Source organism: Sinorhizobium sojae CCBAU 05684, from assembly GCF_002288525.1.
Classification (GTDB): domain Bacteria; phylum Pseudomonadota; class Alphaproteobacteria; order Rhizobiales; family Rhizobiaceae; genus Sinorhizobium; species Sinorhizobium sojae.
In genome coordinates, this window is sequence record NZ_CP023067.1 from 2194005 (window position 1) to 2210712 (window position 16708).

At 62.1% G+C, this 16708-nt stretch carries 14 protein-coding genes, 1 other RNA gene and 1 pseudogene; 9 read left to right on the plus strand and 7 right to left on the minus strand.

Going from position 1 to position 16708, the window contains the following annotated elements:
* Positions 1–13 precede the first annotated feature (13 nt).
* The 6 genes from mraZ to SJ05684_RS10835 all read right to left on the minus strand — a co-directional run bounded on the left by mraZ (position 14) and on the right by SJ05684_RS10835 (position 5042).
* Positions 14–454, minus strand: coding sequence for a division/cell wall cluster transcriptional repressor MraZ (gene mraZ / locus SJ05684_RS10810; RefSeq protein ID WP_034851224.1), 441 nt, complete (start codon positions 452–454; stop codon positions 14–16).
* A 461-nt stretch (positions 455–915) separates the two neighbouring features.
* Positions 916–1316, minus strand: an RNA gene (gene rnpB, locus SJ05684_RS10815) — RNase P RNA component class A.
* Positions 1317–1386: 70 nt separating this feature from the next.
* Positions 1387–2574 carry an NAD(P)/FAD-dependent oxidoreductase gene (locus SJ05684_RS10820; RefSeq protein ID WP_034851225.1) on the minus strand — a complete coding sequence of 396 codons (1188 nt, stop codon included), beginning with the start codon at positions 2572–2574 and terminating at the stop codon, positions 1387–1389.
* Between the two features lie 246 nt (positions 2575–2820).
* Positions 2821–3348 carry a lytic transglycosylase domain-containing protein gene (locus SJ05684_RS10825; RefSeq protein WP_034851227.1) on the minus strand — a complete coding sequence of 176 codons (528 nt, stop codon included), beginning with the start codon at positions 3346–3348 and terminating at the stop codon, positions 2821–2823.
* A 225-nt stretch (positions 3349–3573) separates the two neighbouring features.
* Positions 3574–4338, minus strand: a complete 765-nt coding sequence (locus tag SJ05684_RS10830) for an N-acetylmuramoyl-L-alanine amidase (protein ID WP_034851230.1) — start codon at positions 4336–4338, stop codon at positions 3574–3576.
* Positions 4335–5042 carry a J domain-containing protein gene (locus tag SJ05684_RS10835; RefSeq protein ID WP_034851231.1) on the minus strand — a complete coding sequence of 236 codons (708 nt, stop codon included), beginning with the start codon at positions 5040–5042 and terminating at the stop codon, positions 4335–4337. Before SJ05684_RS10835 ends, SJ05684_RS10830 begins: the two co-directional genes overlap by 4 nt.
* Positions 5043–5358: 316 nt before the next feature.
* Between SJ05684_RS10835 and SJ05684_RS10840 the strand changes: the two genes are divergently transcribed.
* From SJ05684_RS10840 to SJ05684_RS10850, 3 genes and pseudogenes are all read left to right on the plus strand, one after another.
* Positions 5359–6573 carry a pyrophosphate--fructose-6-phosphate 1-phosphotransferase gene (locus SJ05684_RS10840; RefSeq protein ID WP_034851233.1) on the plus strand — a complete coding sequence of 405 codons (1215 nt, stop codon included), beginning with the start codon at positions 5359–5361 and terminating at the stop codon, positions 6571–6573.
* Between the two features lie 130 nt (positions 6574–6703).
* Positions 6704–7335 (plus strand): annotated as a pseudogene (locus SJ05684_RS10845) (LysE family translocator).
* A gap of 117 nt (positions 7336–7452) precedes the next feature.
* Complete coding sequence (locus SJ05684_RS10850) at positions 7453–8448, plus strand: lytic transglycosylase domain-containing protein (RefSeq protein ID WP_034851235.1); 996 nt, start codon at positions 7453–7455, stop codon at positions 8446–8448.
* A 20-nt stretch (positions 8449–8468) separates the two neighbouring features.
* Here the strand turns inward: SJ05684_RS10850 and SJ05684_RS10855 are convergent, their stop codons facing one another.
* Positions 8469–9833: a serine hydrolase domain-containing protein gene (locus tag SJ05684_RS10855; RefSeq protein WP_034851249.1), complete on the minus strand. Its 1365-nt coding sequence runs from the start codon at positions 9831–9833 to the stop codon at positions 8469–8471.
* Between the two features lie 183 nt (positions 9834–10016).
* Here SJ05684_RS10855 and SJ05684_RS10860 point away from each other — a divergent pair, with 183 nt between their 5' ends.
* From SJ05684_RS10860 to SJ05684_RS30385, 6 genes are all read left to right on the plus strand, one after another.
* Complete coding sequence (locus SJ05684_RS10860; protein ID WP_034851237.1) at positions 10017–11267, plus strand: BtaA family protein; 1251 nt, start codon at positions 10017–10019, stop codon at positions 11265–11267.
* Complete coding sequence (locus SJ05684_RS10865) at positions 11264–11932, plus strand: class I SAM-dependent methyltransferase (RefSeq protein ID WP_034851239.1); 669 nt, start codon at positions 11264–11266, stop codon at positions 11930–11932. The genes SJ05684_RS10860 and SJ05684_RS10865 overlap by 4 nt, the downstream gene beginning before the upstream one ends.
* Before the next feature lie 209 nt (positions 11933–12141).
* On the plus strand, positions 12142–12927 hold the full coding sequence (locus SJ05684_RS10870; protein ID WP_034851241.1) for a glycoside hydrolase family 25 protein: 786 nt from the start codon (positions 12142–12144) through the stop codon (positions 12925–12927).
* A 207-nt stretch (positions 12928–13134) separates the two neighbouring features.
* The gene (locus SJ05684_RS10875) at positions 13135–14325 is read left to right on the plus strand and encodes a lytic murein transglycosylase (RefSeq protein WP_034851243.1); all 1191 of its coding nucleotides are present in this window, start codon (positions 13135–13137) and stop codon (positions 14323–14325) included.
* Between the two features lie 175 nt (positions 14326–14500).
* Complete coding sequence (locus SJ05684_RS10880; RefSeq protein WP_374188700.1) at positions 14501–15406, plus strand: DMT family transporter; 906 nt, start codon at positions 14501–14503, stop codon at positions 15404–15406.
* Positions 15407–16327: 921 nt separating this feature from the next.
* Positions 16328–16564 (plus strand): hypothetical protein, encoded by a 237-nt coding sequence (locus SJ05684_RS30385; RefSeq protein ID WP_034851245.1) that lies wholly within the window; start codon positions 16328–16330, stop codon positions 16562–16564.
* Positions 16565–16708 lie beyond the last annotated feature (144 nt).

Consider the following 16708-nt stretch of genomic DNA (forward strand, 5'->3'; position numbering starts at 1 on the left):
CCGCCTCTCCACACTAACCCGGGCGCAACCCCCGCTGCTTGCGCCCTTCCCGGGCCTCCGCCTGCGCCCTCGCAAACGCCTGCGGCTCCCAGAGCTGAAAATGATCGCCCCGCCCGACGAAGGTCACCTCCGTCGAAATGCCGGTGAAGTCGCGGATGAAATCCGTGACCATCAGCCGACCCTCCGGGTCGAGCTTCAAGAAGACGCCGCCCCCATGAACGAGGAGCGACATCTGATTGGCCGCATCCGAAAACGGATCCTCGACCGCCATCTGCCTCTCGAACCGGTCCAGAAGCTCCGGCCCACCGACGCTGATCGCCGGAAAGACGAAATCCTGGAAACAATATAACTCCCGCACGCCCGCCTCCGAAAGCACGGCGCGGAAGGCCGAAGGCACGGAGACCCGCCCCTTGGCATCGATCCGGTTCGTCGCATGTGACAAGAAGCGGTTCATGACGCGAAACGGCCGCCCCCGATTGACGGGTCACAGTCATCGACCCGCACGAATACCCGCCTGCGCACGCAAAACATCCCCGCCGGACACGAGCGCATCCGCCTGAACCCTCCGAAGAAGGAGACCTCGAATTTCGCGATGACGGGCCACGACGCGGCCCTTGCGCAGTACCATTATGGGATAACATGGGACCATATGGGCGTCAATGGGATAAGGCCGAAATCAGCCTCCTGAATGATCAAATATTGATAGGTCGTTAAGTTTAATAAAGGGTTACGAGGGTACCCCTAATCCGTTGGAATCCCGAGGAAATGCGGCTGCTGACAAGCACCGGGACGAGATCGGAATTGGCCTGCGCCGCAGGCAAACCTTAAGGAGCGGCCGCGGTTCCTCTCTGACGCTTGAAAAAGAAGCGCCACCCGTTCCGCGGACCCGCGCCCGAAACTGATACGGAAGAAAAAATCGCCAGTTGGCCTGTAAGCCGGGTTCTGTATGGCCCCGCCTCCCGAAGGAAACGGAACGTGGCAGCCATTCATCTGGGGCTGCGCTTGCGCGCAGCCTCGTGCAACCCACCCGGATGACGGGCCTGGAAACCGGCTGGGCGCTTGCGCGCCCGTGTCATCCCTATTCGGTCTTGCTCCCGGTGGGGTTTGCCGTGCCGTCCATGTTGCCATGTCCGCGGTGGGCTCTTACCCCACCCTTTCACCCTTACTCCGCGAAGCGGAGCGGTTTGCTTTCTGTGGCACTTTCCCTGGGGTCACCCCCGCCGGACGTTATCCGGCACCGTGTTTCCGTGGAGCCCGGACTTTCCTCACCCCGCGGCCTTTCGGCGCTTGCGGGGCGCGGCTGCCCGGCCAACTGGCAGAGGCTCATTAACCGACCAGGCCGACAAGCGCCAGAAAAATCGCGCCTTCTGCCGATTGATCGCCGGCTCACTGAAATGCGACGGCGAAATCGGTCTCGTACTCGTTTGCATTCAGGCGGCCTTCCATGGCGAGCATTGCCCCAAGCCTGCCGATCTCGTCGGAGCTCTTGGCGGCCTGGCCGTTGCCGCCCGCCAGAACGGCGATGCGGTCGCCGGCAAAGCCGATATAGGGATAGCCGTGCCGGGTGAACGACGTAACGCAAGGAGAAAAATGGGTCGAAACCGGCGTGAACGCCGGCATCGCCTCGCCGAGCAGCCCGTACAGGTGGGAGGCCGCTTCGGCGCTGCCTCCGCTGCGGAACCAGTCCCGGACCGCCGGCTCGCCCGCAAGCACCCGATCGGTCGGGTCGCCGCCAATCTTGATGTAGTGTTTGCCGTCGGCATAGGCAACGGGTGGCAGCAGGTAATAGCTTTTATCCTGCTCCGGCGCCGCGACGATCAGCGACGGCATGCCTTCGAAAGCAGGAAGATCGTCTTCACCGACCTCGGCAAACAAGACGGTGCGCGCCTTGACGGCAAGACAGATCGGCTTCGACAGCAAAGCCGTCGAAAGCGAAAACCCGCCGGCGGCGACAAGCACGCGGCGCGCCTTGATAGCCTGGCCGTCGGCGGTGGTCACGAGCACCTGCTCCGCCTCTTCCGAGACTGATACCACTTCGCAGCGGATGATCCGAGCACCCTGTCTTTCCGCCGCCCTGGTCTGGGCGCGAACCAATGCACGCGGATTGATATAGCCTGCGCCGCTTGCCTCGTGGACGCCCGCATGGCCGGCCGGGAAACGGAACCAGGGGAAGCGCTCCGCGAGTGCCCCGCCGCCGATCAGCGGCGCTTCCACGCCCAGCCTGTCGCGGGCACGCTCGACCTTCTCGAGATAATCGAAATCGCCGCCGGGAGCCGGCGCCGCGATCAGGCAACCGCTCTCGAAATAGAAATCCATCCCGCTCGCATCCGCGATTTCCGGATAGCGAACGATCGAGCGGCGGGCAAGACGCGCCCAGACCGGGTCCGTATCGATCGTGCGGGTGATGCGGGCATTGTCGTAGTGGCTGGCGAACACGCCGCCGTGACTTGCCCAGTCCTCTGGTTCGTCCGGTCCGACGAGCGCAACGCTGGCGCCGGCCAGGCTGAGGTGACGCGCCGCCGTCGCACCCATCATGCCTTTGCCGACCACGACGAAATCAAAGCTTTCCGACATGCGCTTCCCCGATTGCTTCGCTGCGGGAATAGCATGTGGATTTTCAACGGTACACCGGAACGCGAGACCTATCCGGCTACCTCCTGCACCGCGGCCGATCCGACAGCGCCGCGGGTTTTCTCAGGCGCGCAAAGGTCGCTGCAGCGCCTTGGATTGCTGCAGGTCCATGTCCTTGAATCACGGTCGACCAAAGGAGACATTCAGCCGGTCGGCTTCGCAACGAGCTGCATCGATCTCAACCGACGGTTAATCCAGGATCTTCTTGACCTTGCCGCAATACGCCCTCGAAACGGGGTTCATCCGCTTAGCGCCGTGGCCTGCATTGTATTTCAGGATTGTGCCGCAAGTGCTGCCGTCCGAAAGCTCCTGCGCCTTGGCCAGATACATCATGCCGAACTTGATGTTGGTTTCCGGATCGTAGAGCCCTTTGGCCGAGCCGGAATAGCCCATCATGCGGGCGGTGGCGGGTTTGATCTGCATGAGCCCGATCTCACCGGCCCTGCCCCGTGCTTTCGCATTGAAGTTGCTTTCGACCTCGACGACGGCATGGGCGAGATCGATGGGAACGCCATATTCCTTGGCGTAGGAATGGATGAGGACCTTATATTGCGATTTCGGCGAAAGGGATGGTGTGGGAAATCCTGCAGTCCTGGTAACGGACTTCAGGGACGAGGTTTTGATGGCTCGGTCGACACCCCCTGCATACGACGTACCCATCCCGGCAACGAACATGCCAAAGCATGCCGCCACCGCAGCAACAGACGATATTCTCATGTAGTTTGGAGTCTCCGGTCTGGGGAACTGGCCGGACGGCGCACCCCACCGTCACGACCGATTTCCCGATCGATTTCGTTGGCAAGGTCCCCGGTCTTCTGCCTGCGTCCCCTGCGGTTGACGCGGCGAAAATGACCCCCCCATCATGGTAAACATGTGGCAAGGCGAACAATTTGTGCATAAAGTCGTCGAAGGCGCTAATTTAGTGCGATCGCAGATTGCAACCTATGCGCTGAATTTCGGCAGTGCGGCCAGCAGGCGGTGTAGCGTATCTATGGTGGAGATGTCTGCGATCCCGTCCACCCGCGATTGCCGGAAATGCCGTTGAAAAGCGGCCACGACGCCTTCGGTCTGCTCGCAGAAATTGCCCGTGACTTCAATGCCATAGCCGTAAAGCGAGAGCATCGATTGCAGTGCCTCCACCGGCTGTCCGCGATCGCCGCGCTGGAAGAAGCGCCCGCCGCCGACCGGTGCCGGTTCGACCCAGTGACCGACCCCCTGTCGAAAGAGCTCATTCCAGGGGAATTTTTCTCCCGGATCGACCTTGCGAATCGGCGCCACATCGCTATGGGCAAGCACCCTTTCGGGGGCGATTCGCCAGCGTGCGCCACAATCTCGACACAAATGGATGACCGCTGAGACCTGCGCTTGCGGGAAATCCGGCAGCCCGCCGGGATGGCCGGGATTCGCGATCTCGATACCGATCGAACGGGAATTGACGTCGGACTCGCCCTTCCACAAGCTCTTGCCCGCATGCCAGGCACGGCGACCCTCCGACACGAGCTGGTCGACGCGACCGTCCTCATGCACGAAATAATGACAGGAGACCTGGCTTTCCTCGCGACAGAGCCAGTCGAGCGCCGAAGCCGCCGTCTCCATGCCGGTGTAATGGAGGAGGATCATATCCGGCCCGCGCCCGCCCGCGCGCTCCCCATGGTTGGGTGACGGCACGAAACGGGCTCCGGCGAAATCGCAGCTCGTCGATGTCATGCGGCGCGGCGTTCTCTCTCGATCGCCTCGTAGGCCGCATTCAGCGCGGCCATACGATCATTGGCAATGGCATGAAATTCCTCCGGCACGCCGCGCGCAACCAGCATGTCCGGATGGTTCTCCGAAACGAGCACGCGATAACGCTTGCGGATCTCGGTGAAATCGTCCTTCGGCGAAACGCCGAGTACCTGATAGGGATCGCGACCGTCGGCATGAACGTGACGCGCCATCATGCGTTGAAAGCGCGCCTCGTCCATCCTGAAGATCTCGGCGACTCGCAGCAGAAAGGCGAGCTCCTTCTCGTGCACGACGCCATCGGACTTGGCGATATGGAACAGCCCGTCGACGATATCCTCGAGAATGGGGCAATTGCGCTCGCAGGAGGCGCAAAGCGAAGCCATCTTCTCCGCATAGGCCTCGAACCCAGCCACGTCCTGACGTGCGAGGTTATAGAGCCGGGCGACGTTCTTCGCCTGGTCCGCCGGGAATTTGAAGATATCGCGAAAGGCCGCGACCTCGGCCTCGCTCACGATGCCGTCTGCCTTCGCCATCTTCGCCGAAAGGGCGATCATGGCAACCGAGAAGGCAACCCTGCGACGCGTTTCCGGATCGCCCTCGAAGAGGGTTCGGACCGCCTCGACAACGCCCGCAAGCGCATTGCCGGTGGTCGCGACGATCTTGAGGAGGCTATCCCAAACTGTCATGAGTGCGATTGTTCCCTTTCCACCACCGAGCATGGCCAGATGTGGTGGCAAATTGCAAGCGGCTGCCCGCGCCAAACGTCATTGGAATGACGAATTTGTGATGGCCCCTCAATAAATCATATAACCGTAAATCGCAATCGAATTCGCGCGCTGGCCTATGAGCTTCCGTCGAGTCTCGAAGCCATGCGCGCGATCCACAGGCCTGTCATTTTACTTCCACCCGATTTGCGCTAGATCACGGGGTATCTTTGACCGAGGACCTTGAAACGCGATCTGCGTTCCGGTTACCCCTTTGCCGAAACCCCGAGGAGGAAACATGGCCAAGAAGAAAGTCGCAATGCTGACGGCGGGCGGGCTCGCACCTTGCCTTTCATCTGCTGTCGGCGGCCTGATCGAGCGCTATACGGACATCGCACCCGACTACGAGCTCGTCGCCTATCGTTCCGGCTATCAGGGCCTGCTTTTGGCCGACCGCATCGAGATTACGAAAGAGATGCGTGAGAAGGCCCACCTTCTCCACCGCCATGGCGGTTCTCCCATCGGCAACAGCCGTGTGAAGCTCACCAATGCCGCCGACTGCGTGAAACGCGGTCTGGTCAAGGAAGGCGACAACCCGCTTCGCGTGGCGGCCGACAGGCTGGCGGCCGACGGCATCAGCATTCTGCACACGATCGGCGGCGACGACACCAACACGACCGCGGCCGATCTTGCCGCCTATCTTGGCGCAAATGGTTACGACCTTACCGTAGTCGGCCTGCCAAAGACCGTCGACAACGACGTGGTGCCGATCCGCCAGACGCTCGGCGCCTGGACGGCCGCCGAATACGGCGCGCGCTTTTTCGACCATGTCAGCAACGAGCAGAGCGCCGCCCCGCGCACCCTCGTCGTCCACGAGGTGATGGGCCGCCATTGCGGTTGGCTGACCGCGGCGACGGCACGCGCCTATATGCAACTGTCCGGCGGCAAGGACTATGTCGACGGCTTCATGATGAACGAGCAGCTGAAGAACATCGACGGCCTCTATCTGCCGGAGATGAAGTTCGATCTCGAATCGGAGGCGGCGCGCCTGCGCGCAATCATGGACCGCGCCGGCTTCGTGACGCTGTTCGTCAGTGAAGGCGCCTGCCTCGACGCGATCGTTGCCGAACGCGAGGCGGCCGGCGACACGGTCAAGCGCGACGCTTTCGGCCATGTGAAGATCGACACCATCAATGTCGGCAACTGGTTCTCCAAGCAGTTCGCCGCGCTTCTTGGCGCCGAACGCTCGATGGTACAGAAATCCGGCTACTATGCCCGCTCCGCCCCCGCCAATGGCGACGACCTGCGCCTCATCCAGAGCATGGTCGACCTTGCGGTCGAAAGTGCGCTCAACAAGATCTCCGGCGTCACCGGCCACGACGAGGACCAGGGCGGCCGCCTGCGCACGATCGAATTCCCCCGCATCAAGGGCGGCAAGCATTTCGACACGTCGGTGAAGTGGTTCGGCGAGGTGATGGACACTATCGGCCAGAAATGGCAGGCGACCGACTAAGCAGACTTGCGTTGGCAGGCCGTTTTTCGCGCCCGCCGATGCGCTAGGTTCAGCACCTATTGACGGCTCCGTGCTCGCATGGCTTCCTCCCGGCGATTGCCCAGGAAATCAGTTGCACGGAGCCGTTTTCATGTCGTTCGAACAATGGTTTGCCTTTGCCGCCACCTCGGCGGCTCTCCTCGCCGTTCCGGCCCGACTATTCTGCTCGTCATTTCCTATGCGGTCAGCCACGGTCGCAAAGCGGCAGGGCGCAACCGTCGCCGGCGTTGCGCTCGGGGACTTCACGGCGATGACCGCCTCCATGCTCGGTCTTGGCGCTCTGCTCGCCACTTCGGCGACGGTTTTTACGATACTGAAATGGATTGTGCCGCCTATCTCGTCTGGCTCGGCATCAAGCTCTGGAGAGCCCCCATTGCCGTTGCTGGCGAGGGAGGTGGCGAATCCGCGACGGAACGGCCTTTGCGGATTTTTCTGCACGCTTACGCTGTCACTGCGCTGAACCCGAAAAGCATTACCTTCTTCGTCGCCTTCCTGCCGCAATTTCTGGACCTTTCAAGACCGCTCGTGCGGCAGATGGTCGTTTTCGAAGCGACGTTTCTGGCGCTCGCTGCCGTGAACGCGATGCTCTACGCATCGCTCGCCTCGACCGCAGGAAGCACGATTCGCATGCCGCATATCCACCGGATCGTCAACCGCGACGGAAGCTCGCTGCTCATCAGCGCGGGTATCCTGTCGCTCGGATTCAAGCGCGCAACGGCGTGAAAACCGCCCGCCTGCTTGCCGCAACAGGCGGCATGGGATAAGGGAGATTCAAGCGCAGCGGACGGCAGCCGCTGATTTGTGGGGGGCTACGGGGCCCAGAAGCACGAAAGTGACAGCATGGCGAAAATCCGTATCTCCCTTAGGAAACAGGCGCTTGCGGCGACCGCACTGGTTTCCGTCGCAATTGCCTCCGGGTGTTCGACGGTCGAGCGAACCTCGCTCGGTGAGCTGACTGCCGTGCAGACGGTTACGCCGGTCCCGAAGCCCGGCGGGGAGATGGCGGCCCATGCCTTGCCGGCGACGGCCGGTGCGGCGCCCGAAGCATCCGCCACGCCTGCGGCCGAGGCAGCCACGAACGCTAGCGACGGGTCGACAACCGTGACGATGGCTGAATCCGACACCGCGTCGAAGGATGCGACGCTCGCCTTCGCCGCGCCGCAGACGACCGCAATTCCGGTCGCCAAGCCCACCCAGGCCATTCAAGTGGCGATGGCAGGGCCTGCTGCGGCATCCCTGTTGCCGGAGGCAACCGCCGCTGCCGATTCCGTACCCGGCGAGCCGGCCGCCCCGCTCCTCGGCATTGCCGCCGCGATGGAATCGGATTTCGACACCGGTGAACCGGTCGGCCTCGAGACCCTCGTTGCCAAGCGCATGATCGTTCCGACCGAGCGGCCCAAGACCGGGGTCATCGGCTCGGCGGTCGATGCCGTCGCCAACGTCATTCCCGATTCGCTCAAGCTCACCAAAACACCGACGAGCTCCCGACCCGAACTCGACCGGCTGATCGAGCACTATGCCGAACTCAACGGTCTTCCGGTCGAACTCGTGCATCGTGTGGTCAAGCGCGAGAGCAACTACAATCCCCGCGCCTACAGCAAAGGGAATTACGGATTGATGCAGATCCGCTACAACACCGCCAAGGGACTCGGCTACAACGGTCCGGCCGACGGCCTTTTCGACGCCGAAACCAATCTCAAATACGCGACCAGATATCTGCGCGGTGCCTGGATGGTTGCCGACAACCAGCACGACGGTGCCGTGCGGCTCTATGCCAGCGGCTACTACTATCACGCCAAGCGCAAGGGCATGCTCGACCAACTCGGCATGCGTTGAAATTCCGGCTGAGACTGCGCTCAATCGAGCGCGTCGATGACCTTGGCGTTCAGCGCCTGTACATTGTAACCGTCGCGCCAGGGCGTGAGGCCAAGGCGGATGACGGCAAGGCGAAGAGAGGGAACGAGCATGATGGCTTGCCCGTCATGCCCGAGCATCCAGAAGCTATCCGCCGGGAACCCGCCCGTACCGGCCCTTATACCATTCGCCGTGAGCCAGACCTGGCCGGAGCCGTAATCGCCGCCGGAGGCTGCGGTCGGATTGCGCATGAAGTCCACGTAGCCCTCCGGCAGCAACGCCCTCCCCCTCCAACGTCCATCGTCGAGCAGGAATTGCGCAAAGCGTGCCCAATCCTGCGCCGTCGCATACATGTAGGACGAGCCGACAAAGGTGCCGCTTTCATCCGCCTCCATCACCGCGCTTTTCATGCCGAGAGGTTCGAACAAAGCCTCGCGCGGATAGGCGAGCGCGGCGGCCGGATCGTCGAAGCTCCGCATCCAGAGCCGGGAGAGAATGTTGCTGGTGCCGCTCGAATAGCTGAACTTCGTGCCGGCCGCCGCCCCGAGCGGTTTCGATGCGGCAAAACCGGCCATGTCGCTTTCGAGAAAAAGCATGCGCGTCACATCGGTGACGTCGCCGTACTCCTCGTTGAACGCCAACCCGCTTTGCATCGCCAATAGATCCGCCAGCTTTATGGCGGCGCGTCCGTCGCCATTCCATTCTGGCAGCAGGCGGTCCTCCTCCGCGTTCATACGCCTCTCGGCAATACGCATGCCGACCAGCGCCGCCGTGACCGTTTTCGTCATCGACCAGCCGAGCAAGGGAGTATCGCGATCAAACCCGGGGCCGTAGCTCTCCGCCACAAGGCGGCCATCGCGAATGACCGCGATGGCGCGCATGCCGGTACCCGCCAATTCCGGATCCTCGACAAGGGCCTGGATCGTCGGGTCGATCTCCGCCCGGCTCCCTGCCGGCCAGCCGGCTTCGGGATCACCGGCTGCGGCCTCCATCGCCCCGCCGCTTGCCGCCGCCGGATTTGCGAAAGCCTGGGCGACGCCATTGCCGCTGTTCATGCAGCCGAGCCCGGGCCGGTGGACCGCACGGCCGGGCGCGGCGAACCCGAATATGCGCGCGGTCACACGCTGCTCCTCGTGATCCACGGATACGCTGACGAATTTCAGCAGGGGATGGCCGGGGGCTTGCACATCCACGGCGAGCACCTCTTGCGGGTCGCGCCCGGCGAGAAAGACATTGGAGCAGACGATCTTGGCGGCGTATCCGTCACCGACCTTGAGGAGCTCCGGCGGATAGAGCGTCAGCCAGCCGGCGGCCGCTGCCGGCGCCGCAACGGCCAAGGCTCCGAATTTCTTCGACAACCCTCGCATGATCACTCCTGTTCCCCATGAGGAAATCAGAATTGCCGGAAAAGCGAAAGCCCCTTCGGCGGGCAGCGCCTGATTTGCCGCACAGGCTCCGAGCAAGTCATGCGCAGCCTGCGCGCACCCCGTCATCAAAGTGTAGTCGAGTCATTCTAGAAGCGGCTCAGTTTCAACTTGGATGGCAGCAATATGACGGATCTCGCACCCGATGCCGGCTTCGGCAGAAAGAACACGAAGCTGAAAAGCGCGCTCCTCCAGCATAAGGCTCTCTCCTTGGCAGGCCTTTCCGAGCGACTGTTCGGCCTGCTCTTCTCCGGCCTCGTCTATCCCCAGATCTGGGAGGATCCGATCGTCGACATGGAGGCGATGCAGATCCGACCCGGACACCGGATCGTGACGATCGGCTCCGGCGGCTGCAACATGCTGACCTATCTTTCCGCCGGCCCGGCCCGCATCGACGTGGTCGACCTCAATCGCCATCACATCGCGCTCAACCGGCTGAAGCTCGCGGCCTTCCGCCACCTGCCGAGCCACAAGGATGTGCTGCGGTTCCTCGCCTCCACAGGCCTGCGCACGAACAGCGACGCATTCGACCTCTTCATCGCGCCGAAGCTCGACGCCGCCAGCCGCGCCTACTGGACCAGCCGTGACATCTCCGGCCGCCGCCGTATCGGCGTTTTCGGCCGCAACATCTACCGCACCGGCCTGCTCGGCCGCTTCATCTCCGTGAGCCACCTGCTCGCGCGGCTGCACGGCATCAATCCGGCGGACTTCATCCAGGCGCGCTCGATGCGCGAACAGCGGCAGTTCTTCGACGACAAGCTCGCGCCGCTCTTCGAGCGCCCGGTCATCCGCTGGATAACCAGCCGCAAGAGCTCACTCTTCGGGCTCGGCATCCCGCCGCAGCAGTTCGACGAGCTCGCAAGCCTCAGCGGCGAGAGGTCGCTCGCAGCCGTACTCCGGCACCGCCTCGAAAAGCTGACCTGCCATTTTCCGCTCCGCGAAAACTACTTTGCCTGGCAGGCCTTCGCGCGGCGTTATCCGCTGCCGCACGAGGGCGATCTGCCGCCTTATCTGCAGGCCTCGAATTACGAAACGATCCGCAACCACGCGCATCGCGTCGCCGTCCACCACGAAAGCTTCACCGAGCTGCTCGCCCGCAAGCCCGCCTCCTCGGTCGACCGCTACGTGCTGCTGGACGCCCAGGACTGGATGAGCGACCGGCAATTGAACGACCTCTGGAGCGAGATCACCCGCACGGCCGATGCCGGCGCGGTGGTGATCTTCCGCACGGCGGCGGAAGCCAGCATCCTGCCGGGCCGGCTCTCGGCCGCGCTGCTCGACCAGTGGGACTACGATGCGGAAGCCTCCCTGCGGCTCGGTGCGCAGGACCGCTCGGCCATCTATGGCGGGTTCCATATCTACCGCAAGAAAGCATGAGCGGCGTGCAGCAAGCAGCAAACAGCCATGCGCGGCTCATGGACCGAATGTACCGCTACCAGCGGTACATCTACGATTTCACCCGCAAATACTATCTCTTCGGGCGCGACACGCTGATCCGTGACCTTCAGGCTCCACCCGGCGCCTCCGTGCTGGAGGTCGGCTGCGGCACCGGCCGAAACCTTGCCGTGATCGCAGATCTCTATCCGGAGGCACGTCTCTTCGGGCTCGACATCTCCGCCGAGATGCTGGCGACCGCCAGGACAAAGCTCAAGCGGCACGGCCGTCCGGATACGGTGCTGCGCGTCGCCGACGCCACGAATTTCAGCCCAGCCTCCTTCGGCGAGAAGGGCTTCGATCGGATCGTCATCTCCTATGCGCTGTCGATGATCCCCGCATGGGAAAAGGCGCTCGGGGCGGCGATCGACGCCCTCAACCCGGGCGGCTCCCTGCACATTGCCGATTTCGGCCAGCAGGAAGGCTGGCCGGGCGGCTTCCGCCGCCTGTTGCAGGCATGGCTGAGGCGCTTCCACGTGTCACCGCGCGAAACACTCTTCGACGTCACCCGCGAGGAGGCAGACGGTCGCGGGGCAACGCTCGAGCTCAAATCGATCGGCAGAGGTTATGCCTGGCTCGCCGTCTACCGCCGCCCCGCCGCAGAATGAATGTCGCACTTCGAAGTGCTGCATGTCCTCGTCCTTATGTCGAAGTCGATTGAAAAGACATGCAATCGCGGCGACGCAATTGTCGCTTGAGCTAACGCAATTTTTACGATGATATGGTGAAAAGGAGGCAAGCCTCCCTGGGGGACATCGCAAAACATGGAAGCCATCGCGTGAGGCAGGATCGTCGTTCGTCTCCAAACGGAACCCCCATGCGCCGGCTTCTCCTGGCTTTGTTGCCAATCGCGACCCTTCTTTCCGCCTGCTCGGCCACCGATTACGATCTGGTGAATACGGCCTCGATCCCGGCACGTTTCCACGATACCGATCCGCAGGATTTCGGCGACCGCACACCGCACCATCACAGCATCCACGGCATCGACGTCTCCAAGTGGAATGGCAATATCGATTGGGCGAAGGTCAAGAATTCCGGCGTTTCCTTCGCCTTCATCAAGGCTACCGAGGGCAAGGACAGGCTCGACGCCCGTTTCCACGAATATTGGCCGCAGGCGCGCGCCGTCGGCATCGCCTATGCGCCCTATCACTTCTACTATTTCTGCTCGTCCGCCGATGCGCAGGCCGACTGGTTCATCAACAATGTGCCGAAGAGCGCCGTCTATCTGCCGCCGGTGCTCGACGTCGAATGGAACGGCGAATCGAAGACCTGCCGCTATCGGCCGGCACCCGAAACGGTGCGCTCCGAAATGAAGCGGTTCATGGACCGGCTGGAAGCCCACTACGGCAAGCGGCCGATCATCTATACTTCGGTCGATTTCCATCGCGACAATCTGGTCGGCGTCTTCAAAGACTATCATTTCTGGGTACGTTCCGTCGCGAAGCACCCCAAGGACATCTACGTCGACCGTCGCTGGGCCTTCTGGCAATACACCAGCACCGGCATCATACCGGGCATTGACGGCCATACGGACATCAATACCTTCGCCGGGTCCACCAGGAACTGGCAGAAGTGGGTCGCCGCCGTCTCGCAGGCGCGATAGCCTCCAATTCAACTCGGATCCGCTCGCGCGGCCCCTGCATTTCTTCATTCGGTCATAATGCTCTGGAAGAGCATCGACGGATTTGCTCGACGGACAGGATCGCAGCCAGTTGCCGCGACTGCATGTCTCCTAAAATCGACCGCGATTTAAGGAGACATGCAGCAGTTCAAAGTGCTGCAGCGACCGGCCATGGAAAAGGATTAAAAAATGCGCAAGGCCCTTCTCTCCCTCGGAATGCTCGCACTTGCCAGCACCCCGACACTGGCGCAAACCACCGCGCCAGTCGCCTGCGGCGGCGATCTCGGCACCTTCCTGGAGGGCGTAAAGGCCGAGGCGATCGCCCGCGGCATCCCCGCCGAGGCCGCCAACCACGCGCTTGCGGGTGCCGCTATCGACCAGAAGGTGCTGAGCCGCGACCGCGCCCAGGGCGTCTTCAAGCAGACCTTCATGGAATTTTCCAAGCGCACGGTCAGCAAATCGAGGCTCGATATCGGGGCTCAGAAAATGCGCGAATATGCCGAGGTCTTCGCCCGCGCCGAACAGGAGTACGGCGTGCCGGCGCCGGTCATCACTGCCTTCTGGGCGATGGAAACGGACTTCGGCGCCGTCCAGGGGGATTTCAACACCCGCAACGCTCTGGTGACGCTTGCCCATGACTGCCGCCGCCCGGAAATGTTCCGGCCGCAGCTTCTCGCTGCGATCGAGATGGTCCAGCACGGCGACCTCGATCCCGCAGCGACGAACGGCGCTTGGGCCGGCGAGATCGGCCAGGTTCAGATGCTGCCGGAGGACATTATCGCCTACGGCGTCGACGGCGACGGCGACGGCCATGTCGACCTGAAGAAGAGCGCGCCGGACGCAATTCTGACGGCGGCGAAATTCATCCAGAGCCTCGGCTTCAAGGCGGGCCAGCCCTGGATCCAGGAAGTGACCGTCCCCGATCGGCTTCCCTGGGAAAAAACCGGGCTGCAGTCGGGCATGACGGCGGGCGACTGGTTCGCACTTGGCGTCACTCCGCGCGACGGCAACACCGCCAACAGCGCGCTCGAGGCATCGCTGGTGCTGCCGCAGGGCCACAAAGGCGTCGCCTTCCTGACCTATCCGAACTTCAATATCTATCTCGAGTGGAACCAGTCCTTCATCTACACGACGTCGGCCGCCTATTTTGCCACCCGCCTTGCCGGTGCACCGCCCTATCGGGCCGGAAATCCGGAACCCGGGCTGAGCGACGCGGAAATGAAGGCGCTGCAGGAGAAGCTGCAGGCGCTCGGCCACGATGTCGGCAAGATAGACGGTATTCTCGGGGCCGGCACCCGCACCGCCTTACAGAAGGAGCAATTGAAACGCGGGCTCCCGGCCGACGGCTGGGCGACACCCGCTGTGATGAACGCTCTCTGACATCGCCGGTAGCGAACTGCTATTCTTGCAAGAAGCGGGTGGCAACGCCCGCTTTCTTCCATTACTGCTTGCACAAGTCTAATTTGCTGGAACGGGTATGCGCTGCATTTGCCCACTTCCGCCGACCATCGATGGCAGACAGCGCATGCAATATGCCGGGACCGGAAATACGCAGATGAGCGTTCGCCTCTGGGCGCTGTTGATGCTGCTCGGCCTGATCTGGGGCGGCTCGTTCTTTTTCGCCCGCGTGGCTGTCCTCCATGTGCCGCCTTTCACCCTCGTGCTCGCGCGTGTCGCCCTTGCCGCTCTTGCATTGTATCTCTATATTCGCGGCCGCTACGGCCTCTACCCGGCGCTCGCCGCGCGCTGGCGCGAATTCCTCGTGATGGGGCTCATCAACAACGCCATCCCGCATGCCTTGATCTTTCTCGGCCAGACGCATATCGGCGCCGGCCTCGCGGCCATCCTCAACGCGACGACGCCTGTCTGGACGGTGCTCATCGCCAATATGGCGACTGAAGACGAGAAGCTGAGTGCCGCAAAGATCAATGGCTGCCTGCTCGGCCTTGCCGGAACGATCGTCCTCATCGGACCGAACGCCCTGTCGGATCTCTTCGGCAGAGCGGGCGACGTTCCCCTCTGGGCGCTGGTCCTGCCGGTTCTGGCGGCGGTGAGCTACGGCTTTTCCGCCACCTACGGCAAGCGTTTCCGCAATCTGGCGCCGACCGTCACCGCAACGGGACAGTTGACGGCATCCACGATCCTCATGCTGCCGGTTGCCGCCTTTGCCGACATGCCATGGACCTTGCCGATGCCGTCGGTAACAGCCATCGGAGCAATCCTCGGCCTTGCATTCGTCTCCACAGCCTATGCCTATATACTCTTCTTCCGGATCATGGCCGAGGCGGGCGCCACCAATACCTCGCTGGTGACCCTGCTCGTTCCGCCAAGCGCGATCTTGCTCGGTTATCTTTTCCTTGGAGAAAGGCTGCAGCCGATCGACTTCGCCGGCATGGCCCTGATCGCGGCCGGCCTTGCGGTTCTCGACGGACGCATCCTGAGACCGCGTCGCCCGGCCTGATGAGATTCGGAAAACGGCACTCTCCGGCCTGTTCACGCGTCGTTACAGCCGTTCATATTAACTCGCCCGCAGTAATTATGAAAAAAATGTGGCATTGGAAATTCGCCTGCCGCGCCAATACCTTAAGGCTGTGAATATGCGCGACCGGCACGCCGCTTTTCGCGCTGCAGCACAAGTTTCGCTTTGAAGTGCCGTTCTTTCGCCCTATGTTTTACCCGTCAACGCAGGGAGGATCATCCTATGGGACTTACACATTCGTTGAATGTCCTTATGATCAGTGCAGCGTTCGCATTCGTGGCCGTTATGCTCTTCATCTGATGCAAGGCCGCTGAAAGTCCAAAAGGAAGAGGGACTTAAGTTTCCGGGAAAATAGAGACCGAAGCAAATACTGGCAGGCAGGCCGCTCCGAGAGCACCCGGCCTGGAGTTGCAACAAGACCAAAGCCCATGGACGAGGATGCGTTCATGGGCTTTCGCTTTCTGGGGCTTTTGTTTTCAGGCGGGCGGCGCCATCGCTACAGCGCCCCGACAGGCCGCACAGCGCTGTAGAACGATGTTGCACCCCTGCCACAGATTCCCGTGGCCCGTACAATTCGCAATTGCATGACTTGCCGATCGGCAAATCTGATGTAAGATACATACGCTCGCAATTTCAATCGAAGGAGGCGTGAAATGGATTCTGTTGTCATGTTTGTGCGCCTCTCTTGCGGAGCGGCTTTTCTGTCGGTGCATCATAAATCGACCGGAAGCCGATTTGCCTCCAAGGCTTTGTAATCCCTGGATTTCCGCAAAGCGGCATCTTTCCCAATTGACCTGACGTGACCGGCTGACGGAGCGATGTCTCGCGACTTCTGCTGCCGCATCCGCGCGTCTTTTACCATCGAGAGGACCTGGCTGCGATATTGCGCCGGGACGGAAAATCATGCGCGATACACAATCCGCGGTTGCGAATGCCCTGACCGCCACGGTCGACGAACTCTGCCAGCAATTTGGCGTCTGGAAGACCGCACATGCATTGGCCCGCGCCGCCTGGCGGCGTCGCCAGATGACGAATCAAGTCTCCCACCTGTCAAATCGAATGCGCCGGGACGTCGGCCTGCCGGAAAACGACGACGCGCCCGGGCAAATCAGATCTTTCCTGTGGGACGTCAGGATTTGAGGCTACAGCGCCTTACGTCCTTATGCATGTCGCTCAAGACTGTGCAGCGGTTTGGGACAACGACAGGCATAAAAACCAACGGCCTAAAGCGCGTCGCAGGAGTACGCTTGATCGCGACGCGCTTTAGGACGCGCAAAGGCCGCT